We start from the raw sequence: 17,219 nt of genomic DNA on the forward strand, positions 1-17,219 counted from the left end.
CTTCTTTATTACTCTTAGATTTTGATTTTTTGTTGGGAATCAACAAAACAGTTTTTAACTGTAGTAAAGCGCCTTTCGATTTTGGATTTAATTCATAAATATCAGATTCACTTACATCATACTTTTTAGCAATAGAATAAATGGATTCACCTGAAACCACTGTATGTTTAATTGTCTTTTGAGAAAAAACAACACTACTACAGAAGAATAGAAAAAAAGTTATAATTTGGAATAATTTCATTTAGAATTAATTTAGATGGATTGTAGCTAATTTGACGGTTGCAAGATAAAAAAAACTCCCTTTAAAAAGGGAGTTTTAACATTATTTTAAATTACAATGGAATGTTTCCGTGTTTGCGTTTTGGCGTATCAACTACTTTATTTTCTAACATACTAAACGCTTTTATTAATTTTCTTCTGGTATCTCTTGGTAAAATTACCTCATCGATAAAACCACGTTGCGCTGCAGTATATGGATTAGCAAATAACTCCGCATATTCTGCTTCTTTCTCTGCTAATTTAGCCACTGGATCAGCTGCTTCACTAATTTCTTTTTTGAAGATAATTTCCGAAGCTCCTTTTGCTCCCATTACGGCAATTTCGGCACTTGGCCAAGCAAAATTCATATCAGCACCAATATGTTTTGAATTCATTACGTCATAAGCGCCACCATATGCTTTACGAGTAATCACCGTAACTCTTGGCACAGTTGCTTCACTGAATGCATATAATAATTTTGCTCCGTGTGTGATGATTCCGTTCCATTCTTGGTCAGTTCCTGGTAAGAATCCTGGTACGTCTTCTAATACTAATAAAGGAATATTGAAACAATCGCAAAAACGAACAAATCTTGCAGCTTTAATCGAACTATTTACATCTAAACAACCGGCTAAAACCATAGGTTGGTTAGCCACAATTCCGATGCTTCTTCCGCCTAAACGAGCGAAACCTACAATAATATTTTGGGCAAAATCTTTGTGAATTTCAAAGAACGAATCTTCATCGATAATTCCGCTGATTACTTCGTGCATGTCGTAAGGTTTGTTCGCGCTATCAGGTACAAGTGTGTCTAATTTTTCTCGAACCTCATCTTGAAATTCATAAGGTAATTTTGGAGTAGTTTCTTTATTATTTTGTGGGATATAACTCAGTAATCGTTTAATATCTTCTAAACATTCTACTCCATTTGGAGATGTAATATGACAAACTCCTGATTTTGAGGCATGAGTAGCTGCTCCACCTAATTCTTCTGAAGTTACTTCTTCATTGGTAACGGTTTTCACAACGTTTGGTCCGGTTACGAACATGTAACTGTTGTTTTCTACCATCATGGTAAAATCGGTCATAGCTGGAGAATAAACCGCTCCACCAGCACATGGTCCCATAATAGCTGAAATTTGTGGAATTACTCCAGAAGCTTGAACATTTCTGTAGAAAATATCCGCATAACCGCCAAGAGAACGAACACCTTCCTGAATACGCGCACCACCAGAATCATTTAATCCAATCATTGGGGCACCATTCTTAATTGCCATATCCATTACTTTACAGATTTTTTCAGCATGAGTTTCTGATAACGAACCTCCAAAAACCGTAAAATCTTGAGCAAAAACACATACTAATCTTCCGTTGATGGTTCCGTAACCGGTTACTACTCCATCGCCATAGATAATTTCTTTTTCCATTCCAAAATCGGTAGTACGGTGTGTTACCAACATTCCGATTTCTTCAAACGAACCTTCGTCTAATAAATATTCGACACGCTCTCTTGCTGTTAAACGCTTTTTAGCGTGAAGTGCTGCTATTCTTTTTTCGCCTCCACCTAATTTGGCTAAAGCTATTTTATCGTTTAATACTTTAATTTTATCTTCCATTTTTTGTAATGAGTCAATTAGACAATTTGCCAATTAGTTAGGCAATCTTAACACTTTTTGATCTTCAACGTATTGTTGAAATGCAATCATAGCTGCAATTTCGGCTTCAGTATCTAATTTTGATTTGAGCTTTTCCGCATCATAATACGCTTTCACAAATCCAGTATCAAAATCACCTGAACGGAAAGCTTCGTGTTCCATAACAAATTTTCCAAAAGGTAAAGTAGTATGAACTCCTTCTACCAAATAATTATCAATCGCCTTAATCATCAATTCGATAGATTCCTCACGCGTATTTCCGTAGGTAATCAATTTTGAAAGCATTGGATCGTAATAAATTGGCACATCCATTCCTTCTTCGATTCCGTTATCCACACGAATTCCTTCTCCAACAGGTAATTGGTATTTAACTAAAGTACCAACATTAGGTAAGAAATCATTCATTGGATCTTCGGCATATACGCGAAGTTCCATAGCGTGACCTTTGATTTGTAAGTCTTCTTGTTTCATTGGTAAAGCTTCTCCACGAGCTACACGAATTTGCAATTCCACCAAATCCAATCCAGAAATTAATTCCGAAACTGGATGTTCTACTTGCAAGCGTGTATTCATTTCTAAAAAGTAGAAATTATGATCGCCATCCATTAAAAATTCAACTGTTCCTGCTCCTAAATAATCACAAGCTTTTGCCACTTTTACAGCCGCCTCACCCATTTCTTTACGTTTTTCTGGAGTCAAAATCGCAGATGGTGCTTCTTCTACTACTTTTTGGTGACGACGTTGGATGCTACATTCTCTTTCGAAAACATAGACAATATTTCCATGACTATCTGCCATTACTTGAATTTCGATGTGACGTGGTTTGGTTACATATTTTTCAATGAAAACCGAACCGTCTCCAAATGCATTAGTTGCTTCTGAAATTGCTCTATCCATTTGAGACACGAAATCTTCTGCTTTTTCCACAACACGCATTCCTTTTCCTCCACCACCAGCTGATGCTTTGATTAGAATTGGAAAACCAATTTCTGTTGCAATTTTCTTTGCAGCTTCGATATCGGTGATAGCATCTTCTGTTCCTGGAACCATTGGAATATTGTAATGTTTCACAGCTTCTTTTGCTGCTAACTTACTTCCCATCATTTCAATCGCTTTTGATTTTGGTCCGATGAAAATGATGTTATTTTTTTCACAAGCTTCTGCAAAAGTTGAGTTTTCACTCAAGAATCCGTAACCTGGATGCACGGCATCAACTCCTAATTCTTTACAAACTTCAATGATTTTATCACCACGTAAATACGATTGACTTGACGCTGCTTCTCCAATTAAAACAGCTTCATCAGCATATTTAACGTGTAATGCATTTCTATCGGCAGACGAATAAACCGCAACCGTTTTGATTCCCATTTTTTTCGCAGTTTTCATTACTCTGATAGCAATTTCACCTCGATTGGCAACTAATATTTTCTTAATTTCTTTCATCTTATTCGAATTCAATTAACAATTGTCCTTTGTCTACTGCGTTTCCTTTTTCAACCGCGATTGATTTGATAACTCCATCTCTTGGTGAAAGAAAACAGTTTTCCATTTTCATGGCTTCTAAAATCAATAAAGGATCGTTTTCTTTTACTTCTTGTCCAACCGAAACGTTGATTTCTAAAATCAAACCTGGCATTGGTGCTTTGATAGCATTTACCACTTTTGTTCTACCACGTTCGATTCCCATACTTTTGATTAATTCATCTAAAGCACCAGAAATAGCCACTTCATAAGTGTTATTGTTAATTTTTACGGTATATTTTTTTGAAATAAAATCAGCCGATACAATTTCAGCCTTGTAGGGTTTGTTATCTTTTAGTACGTGAAACTTGGCTTCTTCAACCTTTACGGCATCTAAATTTTGAAGACTATTTTCAGTAAATTCAAACGGAGCAGAATTGTTTACTAAAAGCTTATAAATGTTATCCATATGAGATTTTTTTTAGTGGACGTAAACTTACGAAAAGAAAACGTTTTCGTAAACACTAAATCTTATAAAAATTGTAAAAATGCTATAGGTTTCACAATGATAACAAACCTAAATGTCTTAAAGTTAATACCGGTTTTGAATACCAAAACAATTCAAAATCATCAAATTGTTGTTCAAAATTTGATTTCAATTGCGAAAAAGTTATTTTATTTTCAGTGTAAACAGAAATTTGTTCTAAAGTTTCTATCAACCATTTTCCCTCTTCGGCATTTACAGAAATATCGTAGGATTGCGTTTTGTTATGAAACGTTAATTTCATCATTTCCCAAGAATTTCCTTTTTTTGATTTGGTAAAGATTTCGGTTTGAGGTTTTCCTCCTAGCCAAACGATTTTTGCATTTGGTTTTGTTGTGAAATTTTGTTCTTTTTCCAAACAATTACAAATAAAATCAGAAGGAATTTTTGTTTTTGGAATTTTAAAATCGAACCAATCTTGTAAATCGTAATCAAAACAGATTCCGTGCATGTAATTGAATAACGATTTTTTCAATCCATAACTAAACTTATCATGATTGATTCCAGTTTTATCCTTGAAATTAATGTCGTTATTAGCAAACGTAATTTTATTTTGCTCAGGAATTACACCGAATTCCTCTGGAAACATTCCAACAGGTGAATGCGCTGTCATAGCAAATTGATGCCAAAAACCGCTTTGCAAAACACCTAATTCGAACAATTGACGCACCATTTCCAAACTATCTACCGTTTCTTGAATGGTTTGTGTTGGATAACCGTACATCAAATACGCATGCACCATGATCCCTGATTCGGTAAAATTTCGGGTTACTTGTGCTACTTGCTCAACTGTTACTCCTTTTTTAATTAATTCTAAAAGTCGATCCGAAGCTACTTCTAATCCACCAGAAACAGCAGTACAACCCGATTCTTTCAATAACAAACATAAATCAGCTGTAAAACTTTTTTCAAAACGAATGTTTGTCCACCAAGTGACAACTAAATTTCGTTTGATAATTTCCAATGCCACTTCACGCATTAATGCAGGTGGTGCCGCTTCGTCTACAAAATGAAATCCATTTTCGCCTGTTTGAGCGATTAATTCTTCCATTCGGTCTACCAGAATTTTGGCAGCGATGGGTTCGTATAATTTTATATAATCTAGAGAAATATCGCAAAACGTGCATTTTCCCCAATAACAACCATGCGCCATAGTGAGTTTATTCCATCTACCATCACTCCACAAACTGTGCATAGGATTGGCAACTTCAATAACCGAAATATATTGATCGAGTAACAAATCGGAATAATCTGGAGTGCCTACTTCACTTTGTTTGTAATCGTGACGAGTTGAATTGTTTTTATATACGACTTGGTTGTTTTCTAAAAGGAAAGTACGCTTAAATTCAGATTCTGAAATAAGTTCAGAATGACAAATAAAATTATGAAGCAACTCTACAGGTAATTCACCATCATCGAGTGTAATAAAATCGAAGAATTCAAAAACGCGTTGGTCTTTTAATTCGCGGAGTTCCGTATTTGGAAAACCGCCACCCATTGCAGTTTTTATATTTGAAAAATTTGCTTTTATGAATTGAGCACAACGGAAAGCGCTGTATAAATTCCCCGGAAAAGGAACAGAAAAACAGATTAATTTCGGTTGTACTTCTTCAATTCTTTCTTTCAGAATTTTGATGGTGATTTCATCAATAAACGTTAATTCATTTTGCAAATGATTGTATAACTCATCAAACGAATTAGCACTTCTTCCTAACCTTTCTGCATAGCGACTAAATCCGAAATTTCCATCAACACATTCTACAATAAAATCGGATAAATCTTCTAAATATAAAGTGGCTAAATGTTTCGCTTTATCTTGCATTCCCATCGAACCAAAGGCAAATTCCATATCGTCTAATTGATCAAAACGAGAGGCTTCAGGTAAAAAATTTCCAGAACAAATTTGACGCGCTAACGATGAATTTTTACCTTGAAGAAAAGCAATTACAGCATCGATGGTTTTGATGTAATCGTCTTTGAGCGAATAAATTCTTTGTGTGTTGGGTGATGGATTATGGATGATGGGTGAAAAAATCTCGATTAGACCTTTCTTTGAAAACATTTCTAAAATCACTTCTATTCCTAAATCCATTTGGTAAGCCGAAATGTTTTTGGTATTCAGAAAACCTTTTAAATAAGCCGTTGCTGGATACGGCGTATTCAGTTGGGTAAAAGGTGGTGTGATTAAGAGGATGTTTTTCAAGGATGATTTTTTTGCAAAAGTAAGGCTTTTTATCAAATCCTAACTCCTTGTTAAATACGAATAGAAAATGTAGAAATTTACTATTTTAGCAAAAAAAATTACCAAAATGCCTAACGACTGTATAACCTATCAAAATTCGGGATATTTTTCAAAATTAATCATAGATTATTTAGACCAAAAGGCTGAATTAAAGTCGTTGTACAATCGTTTTCCTTCAATTGAGAACTTTAAATTTCAATTCGAAGAAAAAAAGAATAATTTTCCAGTTGAAAACAGAAAAATCTTAGTAGAAGCGCTAAAAAAGCAATATAATAACTTTCAATTTTCAGAGAAAACTTCAAATAACCTTGAACTTTTAAGCCTAACAAATACCTTTACTATCACTACTGGACATCAGTTGAATTTACTTACGGGTCCGCTATACTTTATTTATAAAATTATTTCGGTAATAAATTTAACTAAAGAATTAAAAGCGGCTTATCCAGAACAGAATTTTGTTCCTATTTATTGGATGGCCACCGAAGATCATGATTTTGAAGAAATCAATTACTTTCTTTTCAAAGGAAAAAAAATGGAATGGAAAAAAGAAAGTAAGGGACCTGTTGGTCGATTAGATACTTCTGGGTTGGAGGAACTATTTGATTCGTTTTCCAAAGAATTAGGTTTGGGAAATAATGCAAGTTATTTGAAAGACTTATTTAAAAAATCCTATTTAGAGCATCCTAATTTAGCAGATGCAACTCGATATTTAGCTAACGAATTATTTAAAAATGAAGGTTTAGTAATTTTAGATGGAGACGACTTAGAGCTTAAAAAATTATTTATTCCATTTGCGAAAAATGAATTGTTACAACAAACTTCTTTCGATAAAGTAAGCGAAACTATTGAACAATTAAAACCTTATACTATTCAAGTAAATCCTAGAGAAATAAATCTATTTTACATTCAGGATAATTTAAGAGAACGTATAGTTTTTGAAAATGGAAATTACAAAATTAATAATACTACATTATCTTTTTCTGAAAGTGAAATTCTTACGGAACTAGAAAACAACCCTAAAAACTTTAGTCCGAATGTTATTTTAAGACCCTTATATCAAGAGGTAATTTTGCCTAATTTGTGTTATATTGGGGGTGGTGGAGAAATAGCTTATTGGTTGGAATTAAAATCAATGTTTGAGGCCAACAACATTGCATTTCCAATATTATTAGTTAGAAACTCAGTATTGATTGCTACTGAAAAACAAGTGTCGAAATTAGATAAGTTACATGTAAATTGGAATGAAATTTTTCAATCTGAAAAAAAACTTATTGATTTAAAGACAAAAGAATATTCCCAATTTACAATTGATTTTTCTGAACAAAAGGAAGTCTTAAAAAATCAGTTTATTGTACTTTATGAAATTGCATCTAAAACTGATAAATCTTTCTTAGGAGCGGTTGCAGCTCAAGAAACAAAACAAATCAAAGGGCTTAATAATTTAGAAAAAAGATTACTTAAAGCAGAAAAAAGAATAGTATCTGAAAAAATCAATAGAATATTAGAAATTAAAGCTGATTTATTTCCTAAAGGAATTCTACAAGAAAGAGTTTTAAACTTTTCAGAATTTTATAATGATATTTATTCAAACAATTCATTAATTACAAAATTAATTGAAAGTTTAAATCCACTTAATCAAAGTTTTACTATTGTTATTATTTAAAATAATCGATAAAAAGCTATTTTATTCGATAAAAAGCAATATATTTATTTTTTTAACATAATATCAAATATATTTTACATAAATATAACATTTTTAAATGCTTATGTTAAATTATTACTATATTTGCGCACCAAAATAACAATACTACTTATGAAAAAAATTACATTTTTTCGGTTTTATTAGTTTCAATAATAGCTTTCTTTGCTTTTAATAATCGAATTACTAATTCAGATTTTGTTTTAATTGAAGGGGGTACTTTCAAAATGGGTTCAAAATCAACCGATAAAGTTGCTGATGTAGATGAACAAAAAGAACATGTTGTAAAATTAAATTCGTTTATGATTAGTAAATTTGAGGTTACTGTATGGGAATGGAAAGAGTTTATTAAAGCAAACAAAATGAAAATGCCAGAAAAACCACAATGGGGATGGCAAGAAAATCACCCAATTAATGGGGTAACTTGGAATGAAGCAATTGCTTATTGTAATTGGCTAAGCAAAAGAGAAAAGTTACAACCGCTTACACAAAAAAAGGACCTAATTTCATATGCAATTTTAAAGCGAATGGATATAGAATTCCAACTGAGGCTGAATGGGAATATGCTGCTAGAGGAGGTGCTTTAACAAAATCATTGAAATTTAGCGGAAGCGACAACTTAGATGATGTAGCATGGTATAAATCAAATAGTAATGGAACTCCACATACAGTTGGAACAAAACTCCCAAATGAATTAGGCTTATATGATATGAGTGGGAATGTTTGGGAATGGTGTTGGGATTGGTACAACAAAGATTTTCATAAATTAGAAAAAAAATGATAATCCTAGAGGTCCAGAAATGGGAAATAGAAGATGTGTGAGAGGAGGATCATGGGATAGCCAACCTAATTATGCTCGCCCAGCAAATAGAATTTCTACAGAGCCAAACAAAACTCATGAGTTTTACGGTTTTAGAGTAGCTAGAACAATTACAAAATAATAAAAAACAGTATTGCAAAACCTAATTAAAATGGTAACTTTGCAAAAAATTTAAAAATGGCAACAAACAGAACTTTTACAATGATTAAACCAGATGCTGTAGAAAACGGACATATTGGTGGTATCTTAAACATGATTACAGAAGGTGGTTTCAAAATTGTTTCTTTGAAATTAACTCAATTAACTATTGCTGATGCACAAGCTTTTTACGCTGTTCACGCTGCAAGACCATTTTTTGGTGAATTAGTTGAATTTATGACAAGAGGTCCAATTGTAGCTGCTATCTTAGAAAAAGAAAATGCAGTTGAGGATTTCAGAACTTTAATTGGAGCTACTAATCCTGCTGATGCAGCTGAAGGAACTATCCGTAAAAAATATGCTACTTCAATTGGAGAAAATGCTGTTCACGGATCTGACTCTGATGAAAATGCAGCTATTGAAAGTGCTTTCCATTTTTCAGGAAGAGAGCAATTCTAATTTTTAGAATTATCATATAAATAAATCCCGATTCATTGAATCGGGATTTTTTTTACCTATATTTTTCCATTATCTCTTTCACAACTATATCTGTTTGCAAAAAACGAGCTTTTCGTTCCAAATTTTTGGGTGGTGCAACTCTTTCTAAACAATCTGAAATTGAACAAGATTCGCAAGTTACTCCAACTTTTCTTCGTTTAATTTTTTCATCTTGCAGAAAAGCTATTCTACTTAAAGAATGTTGATTAATCATAATGCCTAATGCAATACTTCTATAATAACCTTTTCTAAAAGGATCTTTTGTAGCCGAAGAAATTACAAAATATTCATTATCAGTATGATTATAAGAAGATATCTGACTATCTAATACATGATTTTCAGTTGTTTCTGTCAAATCTTGAATTGTTTTTAAAGATATCCACCTACGACAATAATGTTCATTTCGTTCATTTGCATGTGGTTCTAATAAATTTGTTATGTGTAATTCTTTGGTCAACTGAAAATCAGTACGTTCAGGTTTGTAACTAAATCGCAAAAAGAATAAATTTTTCAGATTAAAATCTTTTGGTAACACATTCGTTAATCGTTGATAAAAGGTTTCAGGAGAATCTGTAAAACCATCCATCAACATTTGAAAATCATTAGTAGAAAAAGTTTTCTTATCAAAAAAAGATTTAAGTGATGCAACTAGTAATTTACGCGGAATTAATAAAGCTCCTGCAAAATATGAAGCTATAAAATTATTTAAAACCTGATCAAAACTATCAAATTTTATCCATGAAAAAGTAAACAATCTATCCGTTATATTCAAAAAATTATAAGCAATTTCTTTTGCATAAATAAACATTCGTTGCGAATCATCAGTTTCAGACGAAACCAAAAGAGTTTTAGAACTTGGCACAAAAACAGAACGCAAATTATTCAATTCCTTATGCTGGGCTAACTCATCATTCTCAATTGTGTAACCGTATTCTTCAACTAAAATTTCTTCAAAATCTTTTGAATTTAACCGTTTATTCAAATCTAGTGAATATGCTTTGGCAAATTTTTCAACCTGTAGCTCAATTTCTTCAAAGTAATTATTATTTGCTTCCTGATATGAACGTAAAGCAGCTAAAAAGAAACTTTCACGTGTTAAATTATAGTGTTTAGCAATTTCAAAAAGTGTACTAATAAAGGCATTAACCTTTACAGGAGCTTCTGCAATAATATCAATTAAATCGCTTTCTTTAATTCCAAAAATATCCAATGGAATCTCTTTTAGAATTCTAGACTGCAAAATCTCTCCAATTGGCGCCAAATTTTTATCCAATTTTAAAGAAACTAATTGATCGTATGTTGTTTCTAAAGCTTCAGATAAAAGTACAATCTTATCTCTTTTAGGATATTTTTTTCCTTTTTCAATTTCGTTTAAATACGATTTAGACAAACCTGTCATTTTTGCCAAACCAAACAACGATAGATTTTTATCGGTTCTAATTTGTTTCAATTTTAAACCAAAAATCAAACGGATATATTCTTCTTCAATCATCAATCAACTATTTAAAAAAAATTAAAAATCTTTTACTCTTTGCCTCATTTTACAAGAGAAAACAAATATAATACATTTTTGCGAAAAACGTTTTTTTTATTTTTTTTTACATTTTTGCGAACGTTCGCTTGTTTTGTATTTTTTAATTTTATAATATTGTACCAATCAAACAAATAAACTTTCTAATTATGGAAACGAATATCTCACAACTTCAAGTAAAACAACAAGAAAAGTATCCTGAAATCCTTTCAGATGATGCTTTATTATTTATAGAAAAGCTACAAGTAAAATTCAATCCAAAAAGATTAGAATTACTAGAAAAGCGAAAAGAACAACAAAAAAGTTTTGATTTAGGTGAAAAGCCTCATTTTCCAAAAGAAACATTAGAAATAAGAAATAGCAATTGGACTGCTGCTCCAATCCCTGAAATTTTGCTAGACAGAAGAGTTGAAATTACAGGACCTGTTGATAGAAAAATGGTTATTAATGCATTAAATTCTGGCGCAAAAGTCTTTATGGCAGATTTTGAAGATAGCTGCTCTCCTACTTGGTCTAACTTATTAGATGGGCAACAAAATTTAAAAGATGCTATAAACAAAACCATTTCAATAGAACAAAATGGAAAAAAATATCAATTAAATAATCAAACAGCCACACTTTTAGTTCGCCCAAGAGGCTTGCATTTAGAAGAAAAAAACATTCAATTAGATGGGAAAAATTTTTCTGGCGCTTTAGTAGATTTTGGTTTATTCTTTTTCCACAATGCAGAAACTCTAATAAAACAAGAATTAGCTCCATTTTTCTATTTACCAAAATTAGAACATTATGAAGAAGCTCGTTGGTGGAATGATGTTTTTTTATATTCACAAGACTACTTCAAAATTCCAATCGGAACAATAAAAGCAACCGTTTTAATTGAAACAATTACTGCAAGTTTTCAATTAGATGAAATCATATATGAATTAAAAGATCATATGGCAGGATTAAATTGTGGAAGATGGGATTACATTTTTTCATACATCAAAAAACTAAAATTACAGTCTGGTTTTATGATTCCAGACAGAGACCAAGTTACAATGACTAGCCCTTTTATGAGTGCCTATTCGCAAAGAGTAGTTCAAGTTTGCCACAAAAGAAATGTACTAGCAATAGGCGGAATGGCAGCGCAAATTCCTATAAAAAATGACGAACATGCAAATGAAATAGCATATGAAAAAGTAAAATCAGATAAAGAAAGAGAAGTTAAAAACGGACACGATGGCACTTGGGTAGCTCATCCAGGATTAGTACCGCTAGCAATGAAAGTTTTCAACGAAAATATGCCAACAAAAAACCAAATGCATATTAAAAGAGCTGAATTGAATATAACAGAAGAACAATTGTTAGAACTTCCGAAAGGAACCGTAACAGAAAACGGAGTCCGTAAAAATATCAATGTTGGAATTTTATACATCGAATCTTGGCTTATGGGAGTTGGAGCAGCAGCTTTATATAATATGATGGAAGATGCGGCCACTGCTGAAATCTCAAGAACACAATTATGGCTTTGGTTACATAAAGAAGTTACTCTTGAAAATGGAGAAAAATGCAATCCTGAACTATATCAAAAGTATACCTCTGAAGAGTTAATCAAAATCAAAGACTATGTTGGAGAAGAACGATTTAATTCAGGAAAATTTGAATTAGCGACAAAACTTTTCACAGAAATGATATTAAATTCAGAATTAGACGAATTTTTAACCTTGAAAGCATACGAGTATATAGACTAACAAAAAAACTGCCGAATGCTGCAACATCCGACAGTCTATCCATAAATAATTACAAAATAATAACTATCTAAAAACACCACAAAATTATGAAAACTGAAGAAAGAATTCAACAATTAATTACGGATTGGACAACAAATCCAAGATGGAAAGGTATCGAAAGACCTTACACTGCAGAAAAAGTAATAGAACTACAAGGTTCATATCAAATAGAATATTCTATTGCGCGCCGTGGAGCTGAAATTCTTTGGAACAAATTAAACAATCAGGATTGGGTTGCTGGTTTAGGTGCACTAACAGGAAATCAAGCTATTCAAGAAGTAGAAGCTGGATTAGAAGCTATTTATTTGAGTGGCTGGCAAGTAGCTGCAGATGCAAATGTAGCTGGCGAAATGTATCCTGATCAATCTCTATATCCTGCTAACAGTGTTCCATTAGTTGTTAAGCGTATTAACAACGCATTGTTACGCGCCGACCAAATTCAGTCTGTGAACAAAGTTGAAAACAAAAAAGATTATCTAGTTCCAATTGTTGCTGATGCTGAAGCGGGTTTTGGAGGCAACTTAAATGCTTTTGAACTTATGAAAAGCATGATTGAAGCCGGTGCTGCAGGAGTTCACTTTGAAGACCAACTTTCATCTGCAAAAAAATGCGGGCATTTAGGCGGAAAAGTTTTAGTTCCAACACAAGAAGCCATCAATAAATTAATTGCTGCACGATTAGCGGCTGACACAATGGGAGTTCCAACATTAATTGTGGCTCGAACAGATGCTGATGCTGCCAATTTATTAACCAGCGACATTGATGAAAGAGATAGAAAATTTATTACTGGAGAGAGAACTCCTGAAGGATTTTTTTACGTAGAAGCAGGAATTGAACAAGGAATTGACAGAGGATTGTCATATGCTCCTTATGCTGATTTAGTTTGGCTAGAAACTTCTACACCCGATTTGGAAGAAGCAAGAAAATTTGCTGCGGCTATCCATAAACAATATCCTGGAAAATTATTAGCTTATAATTGTTCTCCATCATTCAATTGGGCAGCAAAATTATCAGTTGCACAAATGGAAACATTCCGTGAAGATATTGCTAAATTGGGATATAAATTTCAATTTATAACATTAGCTGGATTCCACGCTTTAAATACTTCAATGTTTGAATTAGCTTTAGCATACAAACGCAAAGGTATGGCAGGATATTCAGAATTACAAGAAAAAGAGTTTGCTTTACAAGCTGAAGGATTTAGAGCTGTAAAACATCAAAATTTTGTTGGAACAAGTTATTTTGATGAAGTTCAAAATGCTGTGACCGCAGGATTATCTTCAACTGTAGCTATGAAAAATTCTACAGAAACTGCACAATTTTAATCTTATTAATTTTTAATTTTGAGTTTATTGAAGCCCCATTTCTATTAATAATTGGGGCTTTTTTTATCGTAAAATTAGATTTGTCACCACATCTTTTCTGAGCTCTTCATTAATCATTTTTATGATTTTTTCTTTTCCATAACTTAATTCTTCACGCAAAACCGCTGACGATAAAGCTACATACAATGTAGATCCTTTTAATTGAATCTCAGTTGTATAATTGTTAACTCCATTTCCCATTAAATTTTTCCAAGCATCTCGAACATTCACTACATCCATACCTGCTTCCAACTTATTTTGATAAATAAATTGTTTTAATACATCTCCTATCGGACTCTCTTCGTTAAATCGCTTAGCCATTTTATTTTACTGAAAATTTTGTAGGTCTTTTGTAATAATACTCCATTTCTTGCTCATTTTTAACTACTAATTTATCTTTAGTTAGTTCAATTATTTCTTCCTCCCAAGAGGCATAATTTGTTTTGTATTGAAGGGTAGCTTCTCCGTTTTCCAAAACTACAGATATGTTTTCTTGAAGGTCATTGGTCAAGTAAGTTCCATCTAATTGAGGCATTACTTTTTTTCTAAAGCCTTTTTTATTTTCAATTTTGAAAAAATCTATTGTTTCATTTACCTTATATTCTTTTTTATCGCCATCAGGAAGATCTACTTTTTCGATTTCCCAATACCCATTTAAATTAGATATATCAGTCTCTTTGATTTTTTGTTTACAGGAAAGCATTGAGGTTAAAACAATTAATAAAAATATTTTTTTCATAAAAGCACATTAAAATTGAAGTCTAAAATTACAATTAAAAAATCAAATCAATTAAACTATTATGTATTTTTATTGTCTAATCAATAGTTTAATCTTTTTAAAACTTATATGAAAAAACTTATCCCTTTATTTTTACTCACAATACTACTGAGCTGTAGTAATGATGATTCGTCTTCTAATATTCCTGATGAAAAAATGTATTTTCCTCCTATTGGTTCATCCACTTGGGAAACAAAAACAGTAGCATCACTTGGGTGGAATGAATCTCAAGTACAACCCTTACTAAATTATTTAGAAGAAAAACACAGCAAAGGTTTTATCATTTTACATAATGGTAAAATTGTTATGGAGCATTATTTTAATGGCCACACTGCAAATGATACTTGGCAATGGAATAGTGCTGGTAAAACATTAGTAGCAAGTACAGTTGGGATAGCACAACAAGAAAATCTATTGAACATAAACACTAGAGTTTCACAATATCTAGGAACAGGATGGACCAGCGAGCCATTAAATAAAGAAAATTTAATTACATCTCGTCATTTATTAACCATGACATCAGGAATTAATGATGAAAGCGATTTGGTAATTACTCCAAATCTAACTTATTTAGCTGACGCTGGAACTCGTTGGTCATATCACAATGTTTTTCAAAAATTAATGGATGTAGTTGCCGCTTCTAGTGGTCAAACATTTGAAAATTATTTTAATACCAAATTAAAAAACAAAATAGGAATGGATGGATTTTGGAATAACGGGGTTATATATAAAATTTATCACAGTAACACCCGAAGTATGGCGCGATTTGGTTTGTTAGCTATGAATAAAGGAAAATGGAATAACGAACAAATCATTAATCAAACTTATTTCAATGAAAGTATTTCAACTTCACAAAGCATTAATCCATCTTATGGGTATTTGTGGTGGTTAAATGGTAAGTCCAATTACATGTTACCAGGAAGTCAAACTTTATTTTCTGGGTCAATTGTTTCCAATGCTCCAGCTGAAATGTATGCTGCTATGGGAGCTGCAGATCAAAGAATATATGTAGTTCCAAGCAGAAAATTAGTGATTGTGAGAATGGGAGAAGCTTCTAATCCAGCTAATCCAAACTTTGCTGTTTCGGGATTTGATAACGAATTTTGGCAAAAAATAAATGCTGTTATTAACTAACAGCATTTATTTTTTATTTTTTTAATTTCTTTTTACCACTTGTAAATTTAATCAACAAATACATAAAAATCGCAAAAGAAGTTAATCGAAGAGATAAAAATATAAAATCATATCCTTCAAATGGTATAGCAATTAAAGCTAAAACCAAAGCAACTAAAAAGAGTTGTACTGTTCTGTATTTTAAAAGTTCTTTCACGGTAGTAAATCTTATTTAAAAAACGAATCTACAAATTCGTATTTATTAAACACTTGTAAATCTTCAATTCCTTCACCAACACCAATATATTTGACTGGGATTTGAAATTGATCTGAAATCCCAATAACAACTCCACCCTTTGCAGTTCCATCTAATTTGGTAACTGCCAAACAAGAAACTTCTGTTGCAGCAGTAAATTGTTTTGCTTGCTCAAAGGCATTTTGACCTGTAGAACCATCTAAAACCAAAAGTACATCATTTGGTGTGTTTTCCACCACTTTTTGCATTACTTTTTTTACTTTAGAAAGTTCATTCATCAAACCAACTTTGTTATGCAAACGACCTGCTGTATCAATAATAACAACATCAGCATTTTGAGCGACTGCACTTTGTAAAGTATCAAAAGCTACAGAAGCAGGATCACTTCCCATTTTTTGTTTCACAATTGGCACACCTACTCTATCGGCCCAAATTTGTAATTGATCAATAGCAGCTGCTCTGAAAGTGTCTGCCGCACCAAGAACTACATTATAACCAGCTTTTTTAAACTGGTAGGCCAACTTACCGATAGTAGTGGTTTTTCCAACTCCATTCACACCAACCACCATAATTACATATGGTTTTGTATACGCTGGAATTTCAAACTGCGTTGCTTCACCTGAATTAGTTTCTGATAATAAACCTGCAATTTCTTCTCTTAGAATACCATTCAATTCATCAGTTCCAAGATACTTATCTCTTGAAACACGTTCTTCAATACGCTCTATAATCTTTAAGGTGGTATTAACTCCTACGTCAGAAGAAACTAAAATCTCCTCTAAATTATCTAAAACCTCCGCATCCACTTTCGATTTTCCAGCTACGGCTTTAGTAAGCTTCGAAAAAAACGATGTCTTTGTTTTCTCTAATCCTTTGTCTAAAGTTTGTTTTGCCTCTTCACTTATAGCTTGTTCCTTCTTATCGGAAGAAAATATTTTTTTAAAAAAACTCATACTAAAATTAAGGTTTAAGCTTTTATAGATTGTGATTTTTTTACTTGAATCTATTTATCTGACAAATGTAAAAATAAAAAAGCTACTTTCAAACGAAAGTAGCTTATCTATATAGTGTAAAATGAATTATTTCTTTTTCA

At 32.1% G+C, this 17,219-nt stretch carries 18 protein-coding genes; 8 read left to right on the top strand and 10 right to left on the bottom strand.

The genetic code is table 11. The annotated features are described in order from the left end of the window. The 5 genes from B4I81_RS03820 to B4I81_RS03840 all read right to left on the bottom strand — a co-directional run. The coding region (locus tag B4I81_RS03820; protein WP_291107801.1) for a LysM peptidoglycan-binding domain-containing protein at window positions 1–241 on the bottom strand (241 nt) is incomplete at its 3' end. 91 nt (window positions 242–332) lie between these two features. Continuing rightward, window positions 333–1,874 carry an acyl-CoA carboxylase subunit beta gene (locus B4I81_RS03825; protein WP_291107805.1) on the bottom strand — a complete coding sequence of 514 codons (1,542 nt, stop codon included), beginning with the start codon at window positions 1,872–1,874 and terminating at the stop codon, window positions 333–335. Between the two features lie 33 nt (window positions 1,875–1,907). After that, entirely contained in the window at window positions 1,908–3,347 is a 1,440-nt protein-coding gene (locus tag B4I81_RS03830; protein WP_291107838.1) for an acetyl-CoA carboxylase biotin carboxylase subunit, read from the bottom strand. A gap of 10 nt (window positions 3,348–3,357) precedes the next feature. Continuing rightward, window positions 3,358–3,843: an acetyl-CoA carboxylase biotin carboxyl carrier protein subunit gene (locus B4I81_RS03835; protein ID WP_291107808.1), complete on the bottom strand. Its 486-nt coding sequence runs from the start codon at window positions 3,841–3,843 to the stop codon at window positions 3,358–3,360. A gap of 91 nt (window positions 3,844–3,934) precedes the next feature. After that, a complete protein-coding gene (locus B4I81_RS03840) occupies window positions 3,935–6,121 on the bottom strand; it encodes a B12-binding domain-containing radical SAM protein (RefSeq protein WP_291107811.1) in 2,187 nt (728 codons plus the stop codon). A gap of 106 nt (window positions 6,122–6,227) precedes the next feature. On the opposite strand from B4I81_RS03840, the gene bshC reads away from it, so the two are divergent. The 5 genes from bshC (at window position 6,228) to B4I81_RS03865 (ending at window position 9,276) form a co-directional block, all read left to right on the top strand. Further along, window positions 6,228–7,823 (top strand): bacillithiol biosynthesis cysteine-adding enzyme BshC, encoded by a 1,596-nt coding sequence (bshC, locus tag B4I81_RS03845; RefSeq protein ID WP_291107813.1) that lies wholly within the window; start codon window positions 6,228–6,230, stop codon window positions 7,821–7,823. Window positions 7,824–8,041: 218 nt separating this feature from the next. Further along, window positions 8,042–8,446: a formylglycine-generating enzyme family protein gene (locus tag B4I81_RS03850; RefSeq protein WP_291107842.1), complete on the top strand. Its 405-nt coding sequence runs from the start codon at window positions 8,042–8,044 to the stop codon at window positions 8,444–8,446. Beyond that, entirely contained in the window at window positions 8,398–8,640 is a 243-nt protein-coding gene (locus B4I81_RS03855; RefSeq protein ID WP_291107846.1) for a formylglycine-generating enzyme family protein, read from the top strand. The genes B4I81_RS03850 and B4I81_RS03855 overlap by 49 nt, the downstream gene beginning before the upstream one ends. Window positions 8,641–8,659: 19 nt before the next feature. Beyond that, entirely contained in the window at window positions 8,660–8,800 is a 141-nt protein-coding gene (locus B4I81_RS03860; RefSeq protein WP_349678564.1) for an SUMF1/EgtB/PvdO family nonheme iron enzyme, read from the top strand. A 56-nt stretch (window positions 8,801–8,856) separates the two neighbouring features. Next, window positions 8,857–9,276, top strand: a complete 420-nt coding sequence (locus B4I81_RS03865; RefSeq protein WP_026724611.1) for a nucleoside-diphosphate kinase — start codon at window positions 8,857–8,859, stop codon at window positions 9,274–9,276. Window positions 9,277–9,328: 52 nt separating this feature from the next. Here B4I81_RS03865 and B4I81_RS03870 read toward each other — a convergent pair whose 3' ends face one another. Further along, window positions 9,329–10,804: a helix-turn-helix domain-containing protein gene (locus B4I81_RS03870; RefSeq protein WP_291107849.1), complete on the bottom strand. Its 1,476-nt coding sequence runs from the start codon at window positions 10,802–10,804 to the stop codon at window positions 9,329–9,331. Window positions 10,805–10,995: 191 nt separating this feature from the next. On the opposite strand from B4I81_RS03870, the gene aceB reads away from it, so the two are divergent. Together aceB and aceA are read left to right on the top strand one after the other, a co-directional pair. Then, window positions 10,996–12,576 carry a malate synthase A gene (gene aceB, locus B4I81_RS03875; RefSeq protein WP_291107819.1) on the top strand — a complete coding sequence of 527 codons (1,581 nt, stop codon included), beginning with the start codon at window positions 10,996–10,998 and terminating at the stop codon, window positions 12,574–12,576. Window positions 12,577–12,662: 86 nt separating this feature from the next. Next, entirely contained in the window at window positions 12,663–13,940 is a 1,278-nt protein-coding gene (gene aceA, locus B4I81_RS03880) for an isocitrate lyase (protein ID WP_291107820.1), read from the top strand. 63 nt (window positions 13,941–14,003) lie between these two features. Here the strand turns inward: aceA and B4I81_RS03885 are convergent, their stop codons facing one another. Both B4I81_RS03885 and B4I81_RS03890 read right to left on the bottom strand, forming a co-directional pair. Continuing rightward, a complete protein-coding gene (locus B4I81_RS03885) occupies window positions 14,004–14,300 on the bottom strand; it encodes a DUF721 domain-containing protein (RefSeq protein ID WP_291107823.1) in 297 nt (98 codons plus the stop codon). Window position 14,301: 1 nt separating this feature from the next. After that, complete coding sequence (locus B4I81_RS03890; RefSeq protein ID WP_291107826.1) at window positions 14,302–14,718, bottom strand: lipocalin family protein; 417 nt, start codon at window positions 14,716–14,718, stop codon at window positions 14,302–14,304. Between the two features lie 108 nt (window positions 14,719–14,826). Between B4I81_RS03890 and B4I81_RS03895 the strand changes: the two genes are divergently transcribed. Beyond that, complete coding sequence (locus B4I81_RS03895) at window positions 14,827–15,891, top strand: serine hydrolase domain-containing protein (RefSeq protein WP_291107829.1); 1,065 nt, start codon at window positions 14,827–14,829, stop codon at window positions 15,889–15,891. A gap of 13 nt (window positions 15,892–15,904) precedes the next feature. Here B4I81_RS03895 and B4I81_RS03900 read toward each other — a convergent pair whose 3' ends face one another. Next, entirely contained in the window at window positions 15,905–16,087 is a 183-nt protein-coding gene (locus B4I81_RS03900) for a hypothetical protein (RefSeq protein ID WP_291107832.1), read from the bottom strand. Window positions 16,088–16,098: 11 nt separating this feature from the next. Beyond that, complete coding sequence (ftsY, locus tag B4I81_RS03905; protein ID WP_291107835.1) at window positions 16,099–17,079, bottom strand: signal recognition particle-docking protein FtsY; 981 nt, start codon at window positions 17,077–17,079, stop codon at window positions 16,099–16,101. Window positions 17,080–17,219: the final 140 nt, after the last annotated feature.

Origin of the sequence: Flavobacterium sp. UBA6195, from assembly GCF_002422095.1 — a bacterium.
Taxonomy (GTDB): domain Bacteria; phylum Bacteroidota; class Bacteroidia; order Flavobacteriales; family Flavobacteriaceae; genus Flavobacterium.

Bases quoted from the DNA above. Each gene is read 5' to 3' on its own strand.
- B4I81_RS03890 (WP_291107826.1), bottom strand. From the start codon at position 14,718: ATGAAAAAAATATTTTTATTAATTGTTTTAACCTCAATGCTTTCCTGT.
- aceB (WP_291107819.1), top strand. From the start codon at position 10,996: ATGGAAACGAATATCTCACAACTTCAAGTAAAACAACAAGAAAAGTAT.
- B4I81_RS03825 (WP_291107805.1), bottom strand. From the start codon at position 1,874: ATGGAAGATAAAATTAAAGTATTAAACGATAAAATAGCTTTAGCCAAA.
- B4I81_RS03895 (WP_291107829.1), top strand. From the start codon at position 14,827: ATGAAAAAACTTATCCCTTTATTTTTACTCACAATACTACTGAGCTGT.
- aceA (WP_291107820.1), top strand. From the start codon at position 12,663: ATGAAAACTGAAGAAAGAATTCAACAATTAATTACGGATTGGACAACA.
- B4I81_RS03835 (WP_291107808.1), bottom strand. From the start codon at position 3,843: ATGGATAACATTTATAAGCTTTTAGTAAACAATTCTGCTCCGTTTGAA.
- B4I81_RS03865 (WP_026724611.1), top strand. From the start codon at position 8,857: ATGGCAACAAACAGAACTTTTACAATGATTAAACCAGATGCTGTAGAA.
- ftsY (WP_291107835.1), bottom strand. From the start codon at position 17,079: ATGAGTTTTTTTAAAAAAATATTTTCTTCCGATAAGAAGGAACAAGCT.
- B4I81_RS03860 (WP_349678564.1), top strand. From the start codon at position 8,660: ATGGGAAATAGAAGATGTGTGAGAGGAGGATCATGGGATAGCCAACCT.
- B4I81_RS03885 (WP_291107823.1), bottom strand. From the start codon at position 14,300: ATGGCTAAGCGATTTAACGAAGAGAGTCCGATAGGAGATGTATTAAAA.
- bshC (WP_291107813.1), top strand. From the start codon at position 6,228: ATGCCTAACGACTGTATAACCTATCAAAATTCGGGATATTTTTCAAAA.